A 19624-nucleotide genomic window follows, 5' to 3' on the forward strand; every position below is an offset into this window, starting at 1 on the left:
CCGGTCAGTAGCCGGCCGGCGCCTCATCCATCTCCCGTTCCAGGCGCCGGGCCACGTCGCCCGGCGAACCGGTCCCCCGTGCCAGCAGGTCATAGGCCACCGGCACCACGAACAGCGTGAACAGGGTGGCGGCGGCCAGGCCGCAGAGGATCACGGTGCCGATCACCAGCCGGGTCTCGGCACCGGCGCCGCTGGAGAGGATCAGCGGCACGGCGCCCGCCATGGTGGTCACCGCGGTCATCACGATGGGACGTAGCCGCGTCACGGCGGCATCGACCAGTGCCTCGTGGAAGGCCACTCCCTGGTCGCGCAGCTGGTTGGCGAACTCCACGATCAGGATGCCATTCTTGGCGGCAAGCCCCACCAGCATCACCAGCCCTACCTGGCTGTAGATGTTCAGCGACTGCCCGGTGAGGTAGAGCCCGAGCAGAGCGCCGCAGATGGCCAGCGGCACGGTGAGCATGATCACGAAGGGGTGCACGAAGCTTTCGAACTGGCCGGCCAGGACCAGGAAGACGATCAGTATACCCAGCCCCAGCAGGAAGCCGGTGGCGCCACTCGCTTCGAGATAGTCGCGGGAAGCGCCCTTGACGTCGGTCTGGGCCTCCGGCGGAAGAAGCTCATCCACGGTGGCTTCGAGGTACTCCAGCGCCTCGCCCAGCGGATAGCCGTCGGCGAGATCGGCCTGCAGGGTGATGGCGCGGACTCGATTGAAGCGGTTCAGGGTACTGGGACCGGCGAAATCAGTGATCGTCACCAGGCTGGCCAACGGGATCAGCTCGCCACTTCGCTGCGAGCGCACGCGAATGCTCTCCAGGGAGGAGGGGCTCGGCCGTGCGCCGGGCTCGCCCTCGAGAATCACGTCGTACTCCTCGCCGTCATCCACGTAGCGGGTGACCGTGCGCCCGCCGAGCAGAGTCTCCAGAGTGCGACCGATCTCGGTGACGGTGACCCCCAGGTCAGCGGCGCGGCTATAGTCGATTTCCACGCGCAGCTGCGGCTGGTTTTCCTCGTAGTCGCTCTCCAGACCCGTCAGGCGCGGGTTGTCCTCGCGAATGTGCTCGATTACGTTGTCACGCCACTCGGCCAGTTCCTCGTAGGTACCGCCACCGAGCACGAACTGCACCGGCTTCTCGACCCGCTGGCCGAAGCCCTGTCGCATCACCGGGAAGGCGCGAACGCCGGGCAGGTCAGCGAGTTTCTGGCGAACCTCGTCCATGATCGCCCAGGCGCTGCGACGCTCGCCCCAGTCGGCCAGTCCGACGATGACGAAACCGCTGTTGAAGTTCTCGATGTTACCCCAGCCGCGCGGCGCACGTACCACCGCGCGATCGATTTCGCCGGTTTCGACCATGGGCAGCAGGCGGGCTTCGATCTCGTCCATGTAGTCGAGCATGTAGTCATAGGTGGCGCCCGGCGGGCCGTTGACCAGCACCCAGAAATTGCCGCGATCCTCCTGAGGCGTGTATTCGTTGGGCAGCTCGCCGTTGAGCCACAGCATGCCGCCGACCAGCCCCAGAAACACCGCCAGCACCAGCAGCCTCAGCTTGAGCATGCGCTCGAGCAGGCGGCGATAGATACAGCGCGAGTGTTCCAGTGCCCACTGCACCGCACGGGCCAGGCGCCCTTCTTGCATGTCGCTCTTGAGAATCTTGGAGGCCATCATGGGTGTCAGGGTCAGTGCCAGCAGGCTGGAGATCGCCACTGCCGCGGCGAGCGTCAGGGCAAACTCCGAAAATAGCCGGCCGATGTCGCCCTGCAGGAAACTCAGCGGCACGAATACGGCGATCAGCACCAGGGTGGTGGCGATGACCGCGAAGGCGATCTGGCGGGTGCCTCGGTAGGCGGCGACCAGTGGCGTCTCACCGTGTTCATGCATGCGCCGGTGAATGTTTTCCAGCACCACGATGGCGTCGTCGACGATCAGGCCGATGGCCAGCACCAGGGCCAGCAGGGTCAGCAGATTGATGGTGAAGCCCATCACCGCCAGCGCCGCGAAGGCGCCGATCAGGGCGATGGGCACGGTGATGGCAGGAATGATGGTGGTGCGCAGGTTGCCGAGGAACACGAAGATCGCCACGACCACCAGGCCCATGGCGATGAACAGCGTCTGCACCACCTGCTTGATGGCGCCGGAGACAAAGACCGAGGCGTCGAAATTCAGGCCCAGATCCATGCCGTCGGGCAGGGTGCCCTGCAGACGCTCCATTTCCGCCAGTACGCCGTCGGAGATCTCCAGCACGTTGGCGGTGGACTGCTTGCGCATGCCCAGGCCCACCATGGGCACACCGTTGCCGCGAAAGATGGTGCGCTCTTCTACCGCGCCGATTTCCACCCGGGCCACGTCGCCGAGACGTACCAGGTAGTCATCTTCGCCCTCGTCGAGTACCAGCCCTCGGAAATCTCCCGGCGTGGCAAAGCTGCGCGGGAGGCGCACGATGAACTGACGATCCCGGGACTCGATGGCGCCGCCGGGCAATTCGACGTTTTCGGCACGCAGGGCGCTTTCCACGTCGCTGACGGCCAGGTTGCGTGCCGCCAGTGCGTTGGCATCGAGCCAGATGCGCATGGCGTAGTCGCGCCCGCCACCGACGATCACCCGTGACACGCCGGTCTGCACCGAAAAACGGTCCACCAGGTAGCGATTGGCGTAGTCGGTCAACTCCGCCATGGTGTAGCCCTCACCGGAAAGGCTCAGCCAGATGACCACATCGTCGCTGGAGTCGGCCTTCTGGACTTCGGGCGGCTCGGCTTCCTCAGGCAGGTTGTCGAGCGAGCCGGAAATGCGGTCGCGGATGTCGTTGGCAGCCGCATCGATGTCCATGGCCAGGTTGAATTGCACGTTGATGCTGGAGCGACCGTCCTGGCTGGATGACGAGATCACCTCGATGCCCGCCACGCCGGCGACGCGGTCCTCCAGCACCTGGGTGATGCGGGTCTCCACCACGCTGGCCGAGGCGCCCGGATAGCGCGTATCGATGCTCACCACCGGCGGGTCGATGGAGGGGTATTCCTGCAGCGGCAGACGCTGAAGGGCCAGCAGGCCGAAGGCCACGATCAGCGCGGCCAGTACCGTGGCGAGTACCGGCCGCTGTACGGAAACATCGGACAGACGCATCAGCTTTCCGCCTCCGAAGCATCGCGCTCGCGCCGCAGGATCTCCGGTACACTGGTGTCGTCATCGAGAATGCCCAGCAAGCGGGCCGGCTGGCCGTCGCGCACCCGCTCGGTGCCGTGGGCCACCACCAGCTGGCCTTCGCTCAGCCCCTCCAGTACCTCCACCTCGCCCTTGCGGCGGGCTCCGATAGTGATCTGACGCCGTTCGACCTGGTAGTCGCCGTTCTCGTGCAGCACCAGCACGTACTGACGGTTGCCTTCGGGAATCAGTGCCGCCTCGGGAATGACCATCGTCTCGCGTGGCTGGCGCTGCACCACCACTTCGATCAGCATGCCCGGCCTGAGCTTCAGGTCGGGATTGTCCAGCTCGGCGCGTACCGGCACGCTGCGGCTCACCGGGTCGACACGTGCCCCGACGCTGGCGATCGTCCCCGTGAAGTCGTCGTCGGGGTAGGCCGCGCTGTGGGCGGTCAGCGTCAGGCCGGGCTCGAGCAGAGAGAGAAAGACCTCGGGCACATTGAAATCGAGTTTCATCACGTCGAGCTTGTCCAGGGTCACCAGCTCGGTGCCGGGGGTGACCAGGCTGCCCACACTGATGTTGCGAAACCCCGTCACCCCGTCGAACGGAGCGCGCAACCGGTAATTGGCCAGGCGTGCTTCCAGCCCCTGGATCTCCGCCTCCACCTGGCGCAGTCGTGCCCGAGCGTCTTCCAGGTCGCCCCGTGGCGCCAGGTTGCGCTCCTGCAGCTGGGCAAGCCGGTTGACCGCATTGCGCCGTTCATCGCGCAAGGCCTGGGCGACGCGCAGGTCGGCCTGCTCTTCGTCATCGGCCAGGCGCACCAGGAGCTTGCCGGCTTCCACCACTTCACCATCGCCGAAGGCCAGCTCGGCCACGATCTCCGTTACCGTGGCCGAGAGCGTCACGCTCTCATCGGCGCGTAGGGTACCCAAGGCTTCTATCGGGTCCGACCAGGACTCGAGGCGCGCCTCGGCGGCGATCACTGCGGTGGGCTGCTGGGCGTGCAGCGGCGTGGCCAAGGCCAGTAACAGGCAGAGCAACAGGGGCAGTACGTGTGAGGCGAGGCGTATAGGCATGAGCGCGGATCTTTTCGATGAGCGTTGACGGTGCGAGAGAGGCGCTCGCGATCCTGCGGGCGCCATTTGTAGCCTAACCGAGCCGTATCCTGGGAGTGTGACAACAATTCACAACTACCAAGAAGGGATCGCCTTCTCATCACAATGTACAAGAGTTGTACATGATTGGCCACTCTCGGCGCATCGATGTCCGGCTGCTAGAATGCTCGTCTCGCCGCTGGCGACGACGAATGGCCGGGAGGGCAGCAGGGTGATATACGATGTGGTAATTATCGGCGCCGGTGCTGCCGGGCTGATGTGTGCGTTGACCGCCGGCTGCGCGGGACGCCGGGTGCTGGTGGTCGACCATGCCAACAAGGCGGGCAAGAAGATCCTGATGTCCGGCGGCGGGCGCTGCAACTTCACCCATCTGGCCTCGGGGCCGGCGAATTTCACCTCCGAGAATCCTTCGTTCTGCATCTCGGCGCTCAAGCGTTATCGGCCCGAGCACTTCGTGGAACTGGTGGAGCGCCACGGCGTGGAATACGTGGAGAAGACGCCGGGGCAGCTGTTCTGCGCCGACTCCTCGAAAGAGATCCTCCGGGTGCTGCTGACCGAGTGTGACTGGGCGGGGGTGGATATTCGCCTCAAGACCACTATCGAAGGCGTCGAGCGGCGGGGGGAGGGCATGCGGCTGGCGACCTCGATGGGGCCCATCGACTGCGGGGCTCTGGTGGTAGCGACGGGGGGGCTGTCGATCCCCACGATGGGCGCCAGCGGGTTCGGCTACGAGCTCGCCCGCCAGTTCGGGCTGGCGGTCACCGAGACCCGGGCCGGCCTGGTGCCCTTCACCCTGACCTCGCACTGGAAGGCGCGGGCCGAGGCACTGGCCGGCGTCAGCTGCGAGGTGGCGGTGACCTGTCGCGGGAGGAGCTACCGTGAGCCGATGCTCTTCACCCATCGCGGGCTTTCGGGGCCTGCCATGTTGCAGATCTCCAGTGTCTGGTACTCCGGGGACACCCTTTCCATCGACCTGCTGCCGGGTCTGGATGCCTTCGAGGCGCTCTGCCATGCCCGGCGCGAGACGCCCAGGAGGCGGCTTTCCAGCTGGCTGGGAGAGCGTCTGCCCAAGCGCCTGGCCCAGGCGCTGGTCGAGTGGCATGACGACGACGGGGTGCTCGCCGAGTACGCCAACGCCCGCCTGCAGGCCTGGGCCGAGGTTCTCCAGGCCTGGCGTGTCAAGCCCGCGGGCACGGAAGGCTGGCGGACTGCCGAAGTGACGATGGGGGGCGTGGACACCGGGGCCGTCTCCTCGAAGGACTTTTCGGTACAGGAGCTACCGCAGCTGCGCTTTATCGGCGAGGTGCTGGATGTCACCGGCGAGCTCGGTGGCCATAATTTCCAGTGGGCCTGGGCCTCCGGCGTGGCCTGCGGCAATGCGCTCTAGCAGCCCCCGCTATCTGCGATCCAGGGCCCGATGCTCCCAAGGATTCTCACGATCAGAAGAAGCGCCCACCGGAGGCGATGGCCACAGTGGCCAGGCCCAGGATCAGGTTGATACCGATCAGCCGGCGGATCTGCCCCAGCTGCTGACCGCCCGCGGCCCAGTTCTCACTGGCAACGGCTCGGCCCAGGCGAGGGTAGGGGGCGAACCAGATGTGCAGGAAGATGGCCATCATCGCCAACCCCGATACCAGCATCAGGTGGACATGGAAGCTGGCACCGGCCATGCTACCGAAGACGCCGAAGAGCATCCACAGCCCTGTCGCCAGCAGCACAACCACCGCGGCCCAGACCCAGGGAAAGAACCGCTGAAATACGTGGTACCAGAGCGTCAGGCGCTGGGGAGGCTCCAGCAGTTCTCCTGCCACCGGCCGCAGGATCATCCAGGCGAAGAACATGCCGCCGACCCAGATCACGGCGGCCAGGACATGCAGGGTGATGGCAAGGGACATGGCAAAGTTCCTTTGGGCGGCTCAGCGCAGTAGTCGACGTGCCCGCTTGACGATCAGTGCGCCGGTGGTCAGACGGCCCGCCAGGCGTGCAACGCCGCCGGGGCGCCGCGCTCCGTGGTAAAGCATCATGCCGCCGGCAATCAGCAGCGGTACCTTGAAACGCACCAGCAGGTTCCAACCCTGGTCGAGGGAACGGCCCGCCGATTGCCAGCGGCTGGTAGCCACCAGCAGGTCCACGCGCTGCTGCTCGATGGCGTGTTCCAGCTCGGCCTTGCGGGCCTGACGGTCAGCGCGATTCACGCGATGTCTCCACCAGCTCATGGTCGCTTGCCAGGTGGCGCAGGGTGCCGGCCAGCAGGGTGCGGCGGCGTGCCAGCTGCATGACTCTCAGGGCGAGCAGGCCACCGCTGCCCAGCAGTACCAGGGCACTGACCCCGATGGCGGCCAGACGATGGGTCTCCCAGAAGGCGACGATCACCAGGGTAGTGAGAACGCCGAGGCCCAACAGCAGCAGAATGAGGCTTAACCCGGCCAGCAGCAGCATGCCCACCAGCCGGGCGCGTTCCTCTTCGAGCTCTAGCACGGCGAGGCGCAAGCGCGTCTCGCCGATGGCGAGCAGGCTGCCGAGCAGCCGCTTGCCGGCAATGAGCAGGCGCTGAGCCGGTCCCTGGCTCGCGGACATCAGCGCCGCCCGATGAGCATGCCGATGACAACCCCTACACCGGCGCCGATGCCGATGCTCGTCCAGGGATTGTCGTGGACATAGCGGTCGCAGGCATCGGCCTGCTGGGTGACACTGTCGCGAGCCTCGTCGTAGATGCGCTCTCCGCGAGTCTCGAGTCGCTCCCGGGTATCCTTCAGGCGCTTCTCGGCGCGCTCGCGCAGCTCCTTGATGTTGCTGCGGGAATCATCGGCGGTGGCGTTGACCAGTTCCTCGATGGTCTGGGTGAGCTGGTTAAGGTCTTCCCTGAGCTGTTGAGTAGATTCGCTGGTGCGGGGGGCATGACTGGCCATGGGAGTCTTCCTGTGACGGTACGTGAGAGTTTCAGCATAACAGTCGGCGACGCGAGTTCAACGTATTCGACCCTGACCCAGATCAGGGTCAGCGCTCCAGAACGCCGCCGGAAAACAGCGGATTGATGCTGAATCCCAGGCTCAGGCGATGACTGCGCTGGTCGTAGTCGATCAGGCTTTCGCCGTAACCATAATAGTACTGCACATGGCCGCGGATGCTGTTGAACAAGGGCCAGGAGTAGTCCACCTGTGTGCCCATATGGTTGTCGCTGGGTTTGCCCCGCAGCATCAGGCTGAGTTCGTTGTCGCCATTGAGCCGATGCGCCAGGGTAATGTCGCCGTAGCCGAGGTACCGGTGGATATCGGGATTGTCATCCTCATCCTCGGACTCCGGGATGCGCCAGTGCGGGGCCAGGGTCAGGGCCCAATCGTCGTTGACGATGGTGGACTCGAGGATCAGCCTGTTCCAGCTGCGCGACAGCGGGTCGGAGCGACCATTGGACTGGTGGCTGAATCCCAGGCGATTATTGATATTGGTCCAGCCGAGCAGCGACATGTTGTTCTCGAAGTCGATGAAGACTTCCGGCTCGTAGTTAGTCTCGCGAAAGGGCGAGGAGGCATCCGTGTTGAAGGCCTGCCACCAGCTGCGCTGGGTGTAGGCGAAGTACAGGTCGCCGCCGTAGTCGCCGAAGAGGTCATCGACCAGGTTGAATTTGGCGCTGAACTGGAACTTCATCTCCGCCCGATCAGGCTTGTTGCGATCAGTGATGGCGAGAAAGGCCTCGTCGTTCGGGCCGGTGTTGTAGCTCACCGGGAACCAGTAGTTACGTCGGTGGGTGGTGATGGCGAAGGGGTTCTGTGCCGACTCGCGTTCGAACTGACGTCGATCGTTCACTCCCTCATCGAGGGCCTGTTCGGCACGTCGCTCGATGCTGGGCGCCTCTTGAGCGCTTTTGCCATCGGCGTCGGCCAGTTGTCGACGCAACTCCCCCATCTCTTCCTGCAGGGCCGCCAGACGGGCCTCGATGGCCGCGCGTTCGGCTTCACTTATCGGCTCGGCGGCCATGGCAGTTGCATTCAAAAACGCCATGGTCATGGCGGTAGCGAGAAGGGGGAGTCGGGCAGACATCATGGTCAGATACCTGGTGGAGAATCGAAACAGCGTCTTTATCACGCCAGTATGACACGTCAAGGGTATTGCCGTGCCGGCAGGGCGCCATTGCCTTGCCGCCCCGGCAGGTCGAGAATCAAGCACACGTTCATTGTAACCGAGGCCGCTCATTGAATGCCCATTTACCTTACTGTCATCGTTGTCTTGCCTTCCGGCCCGCCTTGAAACTCACTCTCCTGTGCTGGCTGGGATGGCTGGTGATTGCGATGCCTGCGCTGGCTCAGGACGTCGTACCTCAACCGGAGCCCTCCCAGGTTCTGCCCTCACGCGAAGAGATCGAATTGCGGCTGGAGGAGCGCCAGCCGGCCGAGGGTGCGACGGCCAGTGACGCGGTACAGCGCGATATCGAGGCATTGAGTGCGGCCCTCGAGGCGCTTCAGCGGCTGGCGTCGGTCAGGGAGGAGTTGTCCCGCCTCGAGGCGCGCGTCGAGGAGGCGCCCGAGGAGCTCGACCGCGTGCAGCGGGAGCTGCGCCGGATGGAGCGGACGGACCCGCAGGAGAACCTCGACGAACTGGAGACCCTCTCCCTCGAGGCCCTGGAGGAGCGCCGTCAGGAGGCCCAGGAGGCGCTGTCGAGCTCCCAGAATCGCCTGGCCGAAGTTTCGGCGCGGTTGCTGAGTGCCCAGACGCTTCCGGAACGGGCCCAGCAGGCCATTGGCGAGGCCATGCAGAAAGCCGAGGAGAGTCGACGTCGGTTGGAGGAACTTGCCGATGGCCAGGTGGCCGAGGATGATCCACGGCGCTGGCAACTTCGCATCGAGCGGGAACTGGCCGAGCAGACCCTGCTGCTTCATCAGCGTGAACTGGCCACCAATACCCGCCTGCGAGAGCTGGACCAGGAATATCGCGACCTTCTTGAACGCCAGGTGGCCAGCCAGGAGACTCGGCTGACCATCCTCCAGGGCATCATCGACAGCCGCCGACGCGAGGAGTCCGTGCAGGCCATCGCTGAGGCGGTCAGCGACGAGGGGGATGGGGTCATCGGACACCCGGTGGTACGCCAGGCACGGGAGATCAACCATTCCTTGAGTCTGGAGCTGCTGCGTGCCACCGAGCGGGCCAACAGTCTGGCTCGGGAAGGCCTCGAGGTACGTCGCCAGTTCGACCGGGTACGTCAGCTGCAGAGCAGCCTCAACGAACAGATCGATGCCATTCGCGGCAGCATCCTGCTGGCACGCATCCTGCGCGAGCAGCGCCAGACGCTGCCGCGGGTAGATGTGCAGCGCGGCCTGAAGGATGAGATCGCCGATCTGCGGCTCAAGCAGTTCGATCTTGGACGCCAGCTCGACCAGCTACGCGAAGGTGAAAAGCTGGCACGTCGACGGATCGAGGAGGCCGATGCCGAGGCTTCGCCCGCCCTGATCGATTCGCTGCTCAACCTCTACCAGGCCCGTCGCGAGCTGGTGAACCAGCTGGAGCAGGCCTACGGGGAGATGCTCAGTGCCGCCATCGACCTGCAGCTCAACCAGCAGCAGCTGCTGGCCACCAGCCAGGCGCTGCGTGCCACCATCGATGAACAGCTTTTCTGGATCGCCAACAACCCGCCGCTAGGGCTGGCATGGCTGGGCAACTTGCCGGAAAACCTCGCCAAGGAGTGGCGCGGGGGCGAGTGGCGCGCCGCATTGCCTGTGAACTGGCGGCTACCCGATGCCCGGGCGCTGCTCAGCCTGCCGGTGCTGCTGGTGGCCCTGGGACTGCTCGCGCTGCGGCGGACGTTGCGTACGCGACTGTCGCGCCTGCATCAGGAGGTTGGCTATCTCAAGCAGGATTCCCAGGGCCATACGCCCCTGGCGATGGCGCTCAATGCCTTGCTGGCCTTTCCTGGCCCGCTGTGCCTGCTGTCTGCGGCCCTGGCCCTGCTGGCGGGCTACGACGGGGTGGCGCGGGGTTTCGGGCATGCGCTGCTGCATCTGGCCCTGGCCTGGGCCGTGATTGCCTGGGCACGCAACCTGCTGTTTCAGGGCGGGGTGGCCACGCGCCACTTTTCCTGGCCGCAAGGCTATGCCGCGGCCCTGCGCTGGTGGCTGTTGTGGCTGGGGGTGGCCCTGGTGCCGGTGCTGTTGATCGGCCCTCTGGCCAGGGGGGCGTCGATCGAGCTGATCCAGCGGCCGCTGGCCCTGGGCCTGCTGCTGGTTGGCCTGCTGGCCATGAGCCTGGTGCTGGCCAGGCTGATCCTGGCCCATGTGCCCTTCTTCGGGATCAAGCTGTTCCGGTTGGTGCTGGGTCTGGCCATCGCGATGGTCCCGCTGGTGCTGGCCGGACTGATCATCTATGGCTACGAGTATACGGCCCTCAGCTTGCTGGGACGCTTCGTGATCACCCTCTACCTGCTGGGCCTGTGGGTCCTGGTGGAAGCCACGGTGATCCGTGGCCTGGCGGTGGCGGCCCGTCGACTGGCCTTTCGTCGGGCCCTGGCGCGGCAAAAGGCCCATGCCCAGGAGGGCGCCGAAGGTAGTCTGGAGGTGGTCGAGGAGCCCCCCCTGGACATGGAGCAGGTCAATCACCAGTCGCTGCGCCTCTCCAAGTTGATCCTGCTGATCGGTTTTCTCCTGGTGCTCTATCTGGTGTGGTCCGACCTGCTCTCCGTCTTCAGCTACCTGGAAAGGGTCACTCTGCTCGAGCCCGGCGAGGGCCAGACGGTCGCCAGCATGCTCTCGGTGGCCGACATCATCACGGCGCTGCTGCTGGTGGTGCTGACCATGATGATGGCGCGTAACCTGCCGGGCCTGCTCGAGGTCATGGTGCTCTCACGCCTGGAGCTCAAGCAGGGCAGTGCCTATGCCATCAGTTCGCTGCTCGCCTACACCATCGTCGGCGGCGGGGTGGTGGCTGCACTGGGGACCTTGGGGGTCTCCTGGGGCAAGCTGCAGTGGCTGGTCGCGGCCTTGGGCGTGGGGCTGGGCTTCGGCCTGCAGGAGATATTTGCCAATTTCGTCTCGGGGCTGATCATCCTCTTCGAGCGGCCGGTGCGCATCGGCGACACCATCACGCTGGGGAACCTCACCGGCACGGTGAGCAAGATCCGCATTCGTGCCACCACGGTGACCGATTTCGACCGCAAGGAGATCATCATCCCCAACAAGACCTTCATCACCGACCAGTTGATCAACTGGTCACTCTCCGACACAGTCACGCGGGTGGTGCTCAACTACGGGGTCGCCTACGGCTCGGATCATCGCCTGGTGCATCGCCTGCTGCGCCAGGCCGCGGATGAAAACCCGCGGGTGCTGGCGGAGCCCGGTCCTGAGGTATTCTTCATGAGCTACGGCGATAGCACCCTGGATTTCGAGCTGCGCGTCTTCGTCAATAGCCTGGGCGATCGGCTCTTCGCCACCGACGAGATCAACTGCCGGATCGGGGAGCTGTTCGCCGAGCACGGCCTCGATATCGCCTTCAACCAGCTGGATGTCTGGCTGCACCGTCCCGGCGAGGCAAGCCGCGTCCAGAGTGTTACCCCCGGCCCGGTGATTCCCCCCGAGCATCCCGCGCCCGGCGCCGGTGGTGACCCGGGCGATTTCGATGGTGGTGACGCTGGCGGGGGCGACGCCGGACGTTAAGCGGGAAGCCTCGGGAATGGAGGGGCCGCGCGACGGTGGGTGGTGATATCAGCGTTTTATGGCGTAGATCAGGTACTCACGGTTGCCGTCACCGCCAAGCAAGGGGCTCGGCTGCCAGTGCAGGACCTCGAAACCGAGCCCGTTGCAGCAGTCGCGAAGGCGCGTTTCCACCTCGCTGTAGCGACTGGGGTCGGTCACCAGGCCACGGGCATTGACGCCGTCCGGGCCGAGCTCGAACTGCGGCTTGACCAGGCTCAGTAGCTCGCCGCCTGTCGGCATCAAGGCCGCGAGGTCGGGCAGGATCAGGGTCTGGGAGATAAAGGAAACATCCATCACGACCAGGTCTGGGCCGCCGGTCGCCAGGGCATCGAAAGCCCTCCGCAGCCGGGGGTCGCCCGCCATGGCGCGTGCGTTGAGCCCTTCCAGGCAAGTCACGCGGGAATCGTCGCGCAGCGCCGGGTCAAGTTGGGCATGGCCGACGTCTACGCCGATCACATGGTGGGCACCAGCGCGCAGGGCGCAGTCGGTGAAGCCGCCGGTGGACTGGCCGACATCGAGTATCAGCTTGCCGGAAAGATCCAGGCCGAGTGTTTCGATAAGCGCTGCCAGCTTGAGTCCCGCCCGTGACACGTAGCGCTCCTCGGGATCGTCATCCACCTCAAGACGCGTCGTCTCGGGTAGCTTCTCGCCAGGCTTCCTCAATGCCGTGCCGCCATCGGCCAGACGTACGCGGCCGTGGCGGATCAGCCGCTGGGCACGGGTGCGCGAGCGGGCCAGGCCCTGGGTGACGAGCAGTTGGTCGAGTCGCGGCATTACCTTCTACGGCCCTTTATCGGCTTGCAGGTCCTGGGGCGGGAGGCGGTCGGCCCCCCAACTGCGGTGGATATAACCGGTCACTCGATCGAGCTCTTCCTGGGTGATCCTGGCGAGCTCCCCTCGCTCCAGCGGGTCATAGTGGAAGATATAGAGCCTCGAGGCGAACTGCTCGAAGGGCAGCGAGGATTCACCGAAACGCTCGCCGTGACCGGCGGTGCTCACCTCGATACCGTCGCCCCAGTCCTGGCCGCTGTCGTTGTTGGGATTGTAGAAGTAGACACGCATGGTATCGCCGGGGTCGAGTGTGACGCGCAGCATCGTGATGGCATGCCAGCCGATGAAGCGGGCCACACTGTCGGTCACGGCGATGCCCGCCGGCTGGGGATGAATCAGCGGCTGGTTGCCATTGTAGTAGGGGTGATAGCTGGCATAGAAGTGGCGCAGGAAGTCGTCCAGTTCGTGAAGTTGGCCGGTGGCTACGTCGACGTTGATGCGAAAGCCGCGACCCGACCACCAGCCGTGGAATTCCGGATTGACCCAGCGATGAGGGTCACCCTCACGTTCGATGCAGCGCCGGCCCATCTCGGCGTAGATACGGTCCAGGTGTGGCACCACGATCAACGATACCGGGTCGAGGTCCATGGGCATGTTCTGGGCCACACCGCCACGACTCTCCATCGAAGAGATCGGCTGGCCTTCGAAATGCATGATGATCTCGTCGTCGCGGGCCGCCCAGGTCACCATCTGCAGCAGGTAGTCCGGGTCGTTGTAGGCCCACATGGAGAGTGCGCGGGCGGACTGACAGGTCGGGTTGTTGCCCTGTCCCACGCCCAACGGCAGGCCGAGCATGCACAGCACCCCCTCCAGCAGCCGGGCCCGTGGAGAGGTGCTGTCGCCGTAGGCCAGGTTGAGCCTCGTCTCCGACCAGTCCGAGAGCCTCAGCCCCAGTTGGCGCCACATCGCCGGAGCCACGGGCGGCTGATAGAGGATGCCGCGCTCGAGCATCAACGCCAGGCCGTAGACCGCCTGGGGTGTAGTGGGATACACCGCACCGCGAATCAGGGCGTGGACCAGTTCGCGATAACACAGCAGACAGTCCCGCCCGGTGGACGATAGTCCCAGTGCCTCGGCCAGCAGGTGGTCACCGTGGTCGAGGAGATAGCGCAACAGGACAGCGTGATAGGGCGAGACCAGGCTGGTGTCGTGCATGGCCCTGGCGAAGCCGGTTGCCTCGTACTGCAGGGCGCCGCTGTCCATGCTCGACAGGCGCTCGCGGTAGGTGTCGATGCCGGGGTCTTCGCGACACGCATGGGTGGGCCCATACAGAGAACTGACCAGGCGGTCGGCGCCATGGCCGCTGGTTCCCAGGTCAATCTCCGGATTGGCCTGGCAGACAGCGATCTGGGTGATCATCTGCTTGATCGTATCGACCTGGATCGGACGCTGCTGCAGGATTCGCCAGATCTCGTCGATCAGGCGATCGATGACATGCTCATAGCCGATGCGTTCGGCCAGGTGGTGGAACAGGTGGCGGGGAACCTGTGCCAGACGCCCCTGGGTTTCTCGCTCGGCCTCGGTAGGGGCGCCGAAGAGTAGCCAGAGGTTGAGCGCCATCACCTGGGTCAGGTAATGGTGGGCCTGCTCCTCGGAAAGCAAGGGATGGAGATACACCCCCTTGGCAACGGCGAGAATGCGCAGCTCACTGATCGCCTCGATTACCACCACATTGGGATCGGCACTCTTCAACGCGTGGGTGGTGAGCGACGGCACCAGATATTGGGGGGTCGCCCAATCGGAGCCCAGGAAGACCCCCGCCTGCTCGAGACCCCTGGCTCGCTGCTCGACGGCTTCACAACCGCCCTCCTGCAACATGACCCGCTGGGCGGTATCGAAGACTCTGGGAAGAATGTCCGGCTTGGCGAACACGGGTGCCTCGGCCAGCAAGGTGATGGCCTCGTCGAGCTTCTCGAGCAAACCGGTGAGTTCGCCGCTGGCCAGTGGCGTCGTACGGGCGTCTTGCATTTGTCCAGGCGTGATCACGCCGACTCCTTGTCGTCAGGCTGTCAGTGTCCATGACGCCTGTACCCGCCGTAGAAATCAAGCTCTCCGATGTTCTCGAGTCGGACCGAGTTGTTGGCGCCGGCCAGTCGGATCGAGTGCCACGCCCCTTGTGGTCAGGACCAGGCATTGATATAGTGCGCCCCGCTCGATGACAGCTTTATCAGCGTCGGGCCAACGATGCCTCAGGCATCTTGCTGTGGTGGCCCCGTCGGTCCTCCCGCAACGCTAGACCGCAAACCCCGCCAGGCCCGGAAGGGAGCAACGGTAGTGGTGGACGCGTGTGCCGGGATGTGGCTGTCGGGGCCGCCTCCCTTTCTGGTGTAGGCGAGACCGGCTCTTCCCTCTGTCATCCCTGAATTCAAGCAATAAGTGCAGCGCCTGAGACGGACTCCAAGCTCGCCTTCAAGGCAACCGATTAAGCTCCTGAGACTGATGTCCGAATATGTTGCGTTTCCGCGTGCTGCTTTTCAGATAACAGCCGGAGTATTTCAGCGTTGCTACGGGGTGCAAGCTCAGACTACAGGTGCGATTTTTAGAGATATGGTGTGGAAAACCAGCGGGATCGATATAGTTGTTGCAATACTGTGTCTCTTGTTGCTGAACAAAACTGGCCGGGATTTGTGAGTACATTTGGTTCGCGGGTCCGCTAACAGAATAGCCGGCATTGATGGCGTCGTTGTAAAATCTCTGGCTGACATCCATGTCCATTTGTATCCAGTGATAGCGCTCATTACTATTTGAGAGCGTAATGACATTTGCACAACGGTCGAAGTCCACGGCCGCGCCGCTTCCTGCGGGCACGCGCAAGCGATTCGCTTCGGCGGGTAACCGTTCCACTTCTGCGGGTGATCGCTGCCTTATCTGCGAATCCGCCCTTTCTACGGCGATCCGCTGTTTTGTGTGCGAATCTGCTGCAGCCACAAGTGGCAGAGAGACACCCAGCAACGTTATTACCGCGATTGATTTTTTCGTTCTTCTTGTGAACATAATGCTTCCTCGATTTATTGGTCTCACCCGTAGGTCGTGGGGGGCAGCGAAGAGGTTCATTATTTTTTTGTTTCTATGAACCCAAGGTCGGGTATGAGCTAATTACTCCGCGCGAGAGAACCTCCGTGACGCTGATAGTGCGAAATTTCCGGCCAGTAAATTGACCTGGCGGCGACATTCACCTAGAGCGTAGGCCATCCTGTCCCCTATCGCGCTAGGAAATTGCCCCCGGTTCATCGCTCTTTAGTCAGTCGCTGCATTGCCCACGATGCAGTTCATGCCGTCGCGTGATCCTGACCGCAGCGTTCCCTTGGTTCGTCCCTTGCGACGAGGGGTGCTAATCTCGTCTGACTGGACGCCATCGGGCGCTTCTTCAGTTTCTTTCCAGCATGTGACCGGGAGCGAACCACCATGAATGCGAGCCGTATTCTGGACCAGATCATGATGCAGGCCGGCAGTGGTCGGCAGGGTAGCGGCCAGTCGGGCGGTGGCCTGGATGTCCAGGGGGTGATCGATAGCCTCTCCTTCGAGGCGCCGCTGGGTGCCGAGGCGCTGGCCCGGCAGGCGGACTCTCCCCAGGCCGCCCGCGAGATGTACCTGATCAGCGTGGCGGTGATCGACGACCAGAATCCCATGGAGCGGGCCTGGCTCGACCAGCTGGGGGGTGCGCTGGGGCTGGATGAGGGCATGAGGCAGGAGATCGAACGCCAGGTGCTGGGGGCTTGAGGCAGACCCATATCACGGCGAGGGCGCGGAAGTTGCACCAGGCGCCCACGACGGATGGTCAGCTACGGCATGCAGCAGGCGCTTGATGGTAAGCATCGCTCCATCTCAGGCCTGCGCCCCCAGATGCTTGCGCAGGAAGTGTTGGGTGCGCTCCTGGTCGGGATGGCTGAACAGGTGCTCGGGGGTGTTGGCCTCGACCACCACGCCGCCATCCATGAACATCGCCCAGTCGGAGACGTCCCGCGCAAAGGTCATCTCGTGGGTGACGATCAGCATGGTCATATGCTCCTCGGCCAGTCCCTTCATGACCAGGTTGACCTCCTCGACCAGTTCGGGGTCGAGCGCCGAGGTGGCCTCGTCGAACAGCATGACCTTGGGCCGCATGGCCAGCGCCCGGGCAATGGCCACGCGCTGCTTCTGGCCCCCTGAGAGTGCGCTCGGGTAGACCTGGGCCTTGTCCGCCAGGCCCACGCGCTCAAGCAGTTCCATGCCCAGCGCCCGAGCGTCACTGGCCTTCATTCCCTTTAGCTTTCTGGGCGCCAGCGTCACGTTGTCCAGTGTCGAAAGGTGCGGAAACAGGTTGAAGTGCTGGAACACCATGCCCATGTTCTGGCGGATATGGTTGATGTGCTTCTCGTAGGCCAGGCCCTTCAAGTCGGGCCGATTGACCTGAACGCCGTCCAGCAGGATAGTGCCCTCGTCGATCACTTCCAGGTTATTCACCGAGCGCAGCAGGGTGCTCTTTCCCGAGCCTGACGGGCCGATGATGGAGATGATCTTGCCGCGATCTACGCTGAGGTCGATCCCCTTGAGCACCTCCAGGTCACCGAAGCGTTTCTTGACTCCCTTAAGCTCGACCATCGGGGTCTCTGTTGTCTGAGTCATGTGTTGTCCTTGTTAGCTGCGATAGGCGGCACGACGCTCGATCCACGTCTGGCCGGCCTCCATCATCAGATTGATCAGGTAGTAGATGGCGGCGATGGTGATGTAGAACTCGAAGGGGCGGAAGGTCACGCTGATGGCGTACTGCGAGGCATAGACCATTTCGCCGATACCGATGGCCGACAGCACCGAGATATCCTTGACCATGATGATCATGTTGTTGCTTAGCTGGGGCAGGGCGCGATAGAAAGCCTGCGGAACAATGATATAGAGTAGCGTCCTGAGGTGGCCGAATCCCAGCGAGCGAGATGCCTCGTACTGGCCGCTCGAGACCGACTTGATGGTGGCAATGAAGATATCGGCGTTATAGGCCATGTAGTGAAAGCCCAGGCCCAGAACCCCCACCACGATCGCCGGTATGAGTATCCACTCGCCAATACCGAAATAGAGGAAATACAGCTGCAGCAGCAGCGGTGTGGTCATGAAAAGCCAGATGAAGAAGCGCAGCGGCCAGTTCACCACCTTGCGGGTATACAGCGTGATGACCGCCACGATCTGGCCGCCGATCACCGAAAACACGGCGACTGCGACGCCGATCAGCAGGGTGACGCCGACGCCCTGAAGCAGAGTGGGCCAGTAGTCGATGACGGGGCTGAAATCGAATTCCATGGGGCTATCCTGGTTGTTGTGGCCCGGCAAGGCGCCCGGCAAGTGTTACAGGAAGGTGTAGCGCGTGGCCCGTCGATAGAGGAACTCCACGATGCCCATGACCGCATAGATGATGACGATGTACATCAGGGCGCTGAGCATGAAGACTTCCAGGGGCTTGTAGGTGGAGCCGATCAGCCGCTGGGCCTGGTAGGTGAGTTCGACCACCGAGATGATCGATACCAGCGAGGAATTCTTGACCAGAATGATGGCCAGCACCCCGATCGAACGGATCATCAGGGGAGCCGCCTGGGGCATGATGATGTGCTGCAGGGTCGCCAGCCGACCGAAGCCCAGGGAGCGAGATGCCTCGTTCTGCCCGCTGTCCACCGACTCGATGGCGCCGCGCATGGCTTCGCTCATGTAGGCCCCGATATTGAAGGCGCCGACCACCACACCGCAGGTGAAGGGGTCCAGGCGTAAGCCGATGGCGGGCCCGCCGTAGAATATCAGTAGCAACTGTACGAAATAGGGCGTCCCGCGCACCACGCTGATATAGGCGCGGGCCAGCCAGCGAACGGGTGGGATTCGTGAAGTGCGCAATGCCACCAGCGCCGAGGCAATGAAGAAACCGAAGAACAGGGCACGCGCGGAGATATCCACGGTCACCCAGGCCGCCTCCACCAGCAACGGCGTGATGTCGATCATCAGATTGATGTCCATGATCCCTTCTATCTTGTTGTCGTATTGTCAGGAAGGTGCCGGGACAGCAGGGCTTGCGCCCTGCTGTGTCGATCCCGTTAGTTGAATTCGACCCCTGGGCCGATCCACCTGTCGACGATCTGCTGGTAGGTGCCGTCCTCCCGGATCTCGGCCAGCGCCGTGTTGAGCGCCTCCTTGAGCTGCGGGGATCCTTTCTGGACGGCGATGGCGGCCGGGAAGCGGGGCAGTTCGCCCACATCGACCTGCTTGATGGCAATATCGTCCTCGTTGAGCGCGACATAGACGGGAATATCATCGGCGACCATGACGTCAATGCGACCGGTGGTGAGCGCATTGAGCATATCCGGCAGCCCCTGGAAGGTCTGGTTGCGCCACCTTCCCTCGGCTTGCTCGGTGGCCCACTGATTGCCGGTCTCCCCGAGAGTGGAGCCGACTCGCTTGCCCTCGAAGTCTGCAATGCTGCTGACGTCATCGGTGTCTTCCCGCACCCAGATGGAGAGACCCGAGTGGTAGTAGGGATCGGTAAAGTCGACGGCCTTCTCGCGCTCCTCGGTGGCGCTCATGCTGCAGATGCAGGCGTCGAAACGGCCGCCGGCCAGGGCAGCGACGATGCCGTTCCATGGCGACGTCTGGATGTCCACCTCGACCCCCATCTTGTCCGCCACAGCTTCGGCGATATCCACATCGAAGCCAATCAGGTTGCCGGACGTATCCACGTAGCTGAAGGGCGGGTAGGCGCCGGAGTTGGCGACCCGGAAGACGTCGTCCCGAATCTCGGGAAGATCCCGAGCCTGGGCCGGCAAGCTGGCCAGGGAAATGGCGCCGAACAGCGCCAGGGCGCCGATGAAGGAACGACGGAAAAGCGTGTTGTGATGTGTCATGTCAGTGCCTGC

General features: G+C 63.8%; 16 protein-coding genes, 1 other RNA gene and 1 pseudogene. 4 read left to right on the forward strand and 14 right to left on the reverse strand.

The window, feature by feature from the left end:
* Positions 1-4 precede the first annotated feature (4 nt).
* Together HALO32_RS15555 and HALO32_RS15560 are read right to left on the reverse strand one after the other, a co-directional pair.
* Complete coding sequence (locus tag HALO32_RS15555) at positions 5-3118, reverse strand: efflux RND transporter permease subunit (RefSeq protein WP_151444807.1); 3114 nt, start codon at positions 3116-3118, stop codon at positions 5-7.
* Positions 3118-4212 carry an efflux RND transporter periplasmic adaptor subunit gene (locus HALO32_RS15560; protein ID WP_151444808.1) on the reverse strand — a complete coding sequence of 365 codons (1095 nt, stop codon included), beginning with the start codon at positions 4210-4212 and terminating at the stop codon, positions 3118-3120. Before HALO32_RS15560 ends, HALO32_RS15555 begins: the two co-directional genes overlap by 1 nt.
* A gap of 250 nt (positions 4213-4462) precedes the next feature.
* Here HALO32_RS15560 and HALO32_RS15565 point away from each other — a divergent pair, with 250 nt between their 5' ends.
* Positions 4463-5638, forward strand: a complete 1176-nt coding sequence (locus tag HALO32_RS15565; RefSeq protein WP_151444809.1) for a BaiN/RdsA family NAD(P)/FAD-dependent oxidoreductase — start codon at positions 4463-4465, stop codon at positions 5636-5638.
* Between the two features lie 52 nt (positions 5639-5690).
* Here HALO32_RS15565 and HALO32_RS15570 read toward each other — a convergent pair whose 3' ends face one another.
* From HALO32_RS15570 to HALO32_RS15590, 5 genes are all read right to left on the reverse strand, one after another.
* Positions 5691-6146: a CopD family protein gene (locus HALO32_RS15570; protein ID WP_151444810.1), complete on the reverse strand. Its 456-nt coding sequence runs from the start codon at positions 6144-6146 to the stop codon at positions 5691-5693.
* 21 nt (positions 6147-6167) lie between these two features.
* Positions 6168-6446 (reverse strand): YqjK family protein, encoded by a 279-nt coding sequence (locus HALO32_RS15575; RefSeq protein ID WP_192576531.1) that lies wholly within the window; start codon positions 6444-6446, stop codon positions 6168-6170.
* Positions 6433-6828, reverse strand: coding sequence for a phage holin family protein (locus HALO32_RS15580; protein WP_151444812.1), 396 nt, complete (start codon positions 6826-6828; stop codon positions 6433-6435). The genes HALO32_RS15575 and HALO32_RS15580 overlap by 14 nt, the downstream gene beginning before the upstream one ends.
* On the reverse strand, positions 6828-7160 hold the full coding sequence (locus tag HALO32_RS15585; protein WP_151444813.1) for a DUF883 family protein: 333 nt from the start codon (positions 7158-7160) through the stop codon (positions 6828-6830). Before HALO32_RS15585 ends, HALO32_RS15580 begins: the two co-directional genes overlap by 1 nt.
* A gap of 88 nt (positions 7161-7248) precedes the next feature.
* Positions 7249-8292, reverse strand: coding sequence for a phospholipase A (locus HALO32_RS15590; RefSeq protein WP_407646888.1), 1044 nt, complete (start codon positions 8290-8292; stop codon positions 7249-7251).
* Positions 8293-8537: 245 nt separating this feature from the next.
* Here HALO32_RS15590 and mscK point away from each other — a divergent pair, with 245 nt between their 5' ends.
* The gene (mscK, locus tag HALO32_RS15595; protein ID WP_151444814.1) at positions 8538-11888 is read left to right on the forward strand and encodes a mechanosensitive channel MscK; all 3351 of its coding nucleotides are present in this window, start codon (positions 8538-8540) and stop codon (positions 11886-11888) included.
* A gap of 48 nt (positions 11889-11936) precedes the next feature.
* On the opposite strand, the gene HALO32_RS15600 is transcribed toward mscK, so the two are convergent.
* Together HALO32_RS15600 and HALO32_RS15605 are read right to left on the reverse strand one after the other, a co-directional pair.
* Positions 11937-12701 carry a TlyA family RNA methyltransferase gene (locus HALO32_RS15600; RefSeq protein ID WP_151444815.1) on the reverse strand — a complete coding sequence of 255 codons (765 nt, stop codon included), beginning with the start codon at positions 12699-12701 and terminating at the stop codon, positions 11937-11939.
* A 6-nt stretch (positions 12702-12707) separates the two neighbouring features.
* The gene (locus HALO32_RS15605) at positions 12708-14726 is read right to left on the reverse strand and encodes a hypothetical protein (RefSeq protein ID WP_151444831.1); all 2019 of its coding nucleotides are present in this window, start codon (positions 14724-14726) and stop codon (positions 12708-12710) included.
* Between the two features lie 245 nt (positions 14727-14971).
* Between HALO32_RS15605 and ffs the strand changes: the two genes are divergently transcribed.
* Positions 14972-15068, forward strand: an RNA gene (ffs, locus tag HALO32_RS15610) — signal recognition particle sRNA small type.
* Between the two features lie 99 nt (positions 15069-15167).
* On the opposite strand, the gene HALO32_RS15615 is transcribed toward ffs, so the two are convergent.
* Positions 15168-15752 carry a hypothetical protein gene (locus HALO32_RS15615; RefSeq protein WP_151444816.1) on the reverse strand — a complete coding sequence of 195 codons (585 nt, stop codon included), beginning with the start codon at positions 15750-15752 and terminating at the stop codon, positions 15168-15170.
* Positions 15753-16280: 528 nt separating this feature from the next.
* Between HALO32_RS15615 and HALO32_RS15620 the strand changes: the two are divergent.
* A pseudogene (locus HALO32_RS15620) lies at positions 16281-16478 on the forward strand (DUF533 domain-containing protein); the annotation flags it as partial.
* A gap of 105 nt (positions 16479-16583) precedes the next feature.
* Here the strand turns inward: HALO32_RS15620 and HALO32_RS15625 are convergent.
* The 4 genes from HALO32_RS15625 to HALO32_RS15640 form a co-directional block, all read right to left on the reverse strand.
* Positions 16584-17363 carry an amino acid ABC transporter ATP-binding protein gene (locus tag HALO32_RS15625; protein WP_325063461.1) on the reverse strand — a complete coding sequence of 260 codons (780 nt, stop codon included), beginning with the start codon at positions 17361-17363 and terminating at the stop codon, positions 16584-16586.
* A 12-nt stretch (positions 17364-17375) separates the two neighbouring features.
* Positions 17376-18029, reverse strand: a complete 654-nt coding sequence (locus tag HALO32_RS15630; protein WP_151444817.1) for an amino acid ABC transporter permease — start codon at positions 18027-18029, stop codon at positions 17376-17378.
* Positions 18030-18074: 45 nt separating this feature from the next.
* Positions 18075-18731, reverse strand: coding sequence for an amino acid ABC transporter permease (locus HALO32_RS15635; protein ID WP_151444818.1), 657 nt, complete (start codon positions 18729-18731; stop codon positions 18075-18077).
* A 77-nt stretch (positions 18732-18808) separates the two neighbouring features.
* The gene (locus tag HALO32_RS15640; RefSeq protein WP_151444819.1) at positions 18809-19612 is read right to left on the reverse strand and encodes a transporter substrate-binding domain-containing protein; all 804 of its coding nucleotides are present in this window, start codon (positions 19610-19612) and stop codon (positions 18809-18811) included.
* Positions 19613-19624: the final 12 nt, after the last annotated feature.

It is taken from the genome of Halomonas lysinitropha (assembly GCF_902500215.1).
In the GTDB taxonomy this organism is placed as follows: Bacteria; Pseudomonadota; Gammaproteobacteria; order Pseudomonadales; family Halomonadaceae; genus Halomonas; species Halomonas lysinitropha.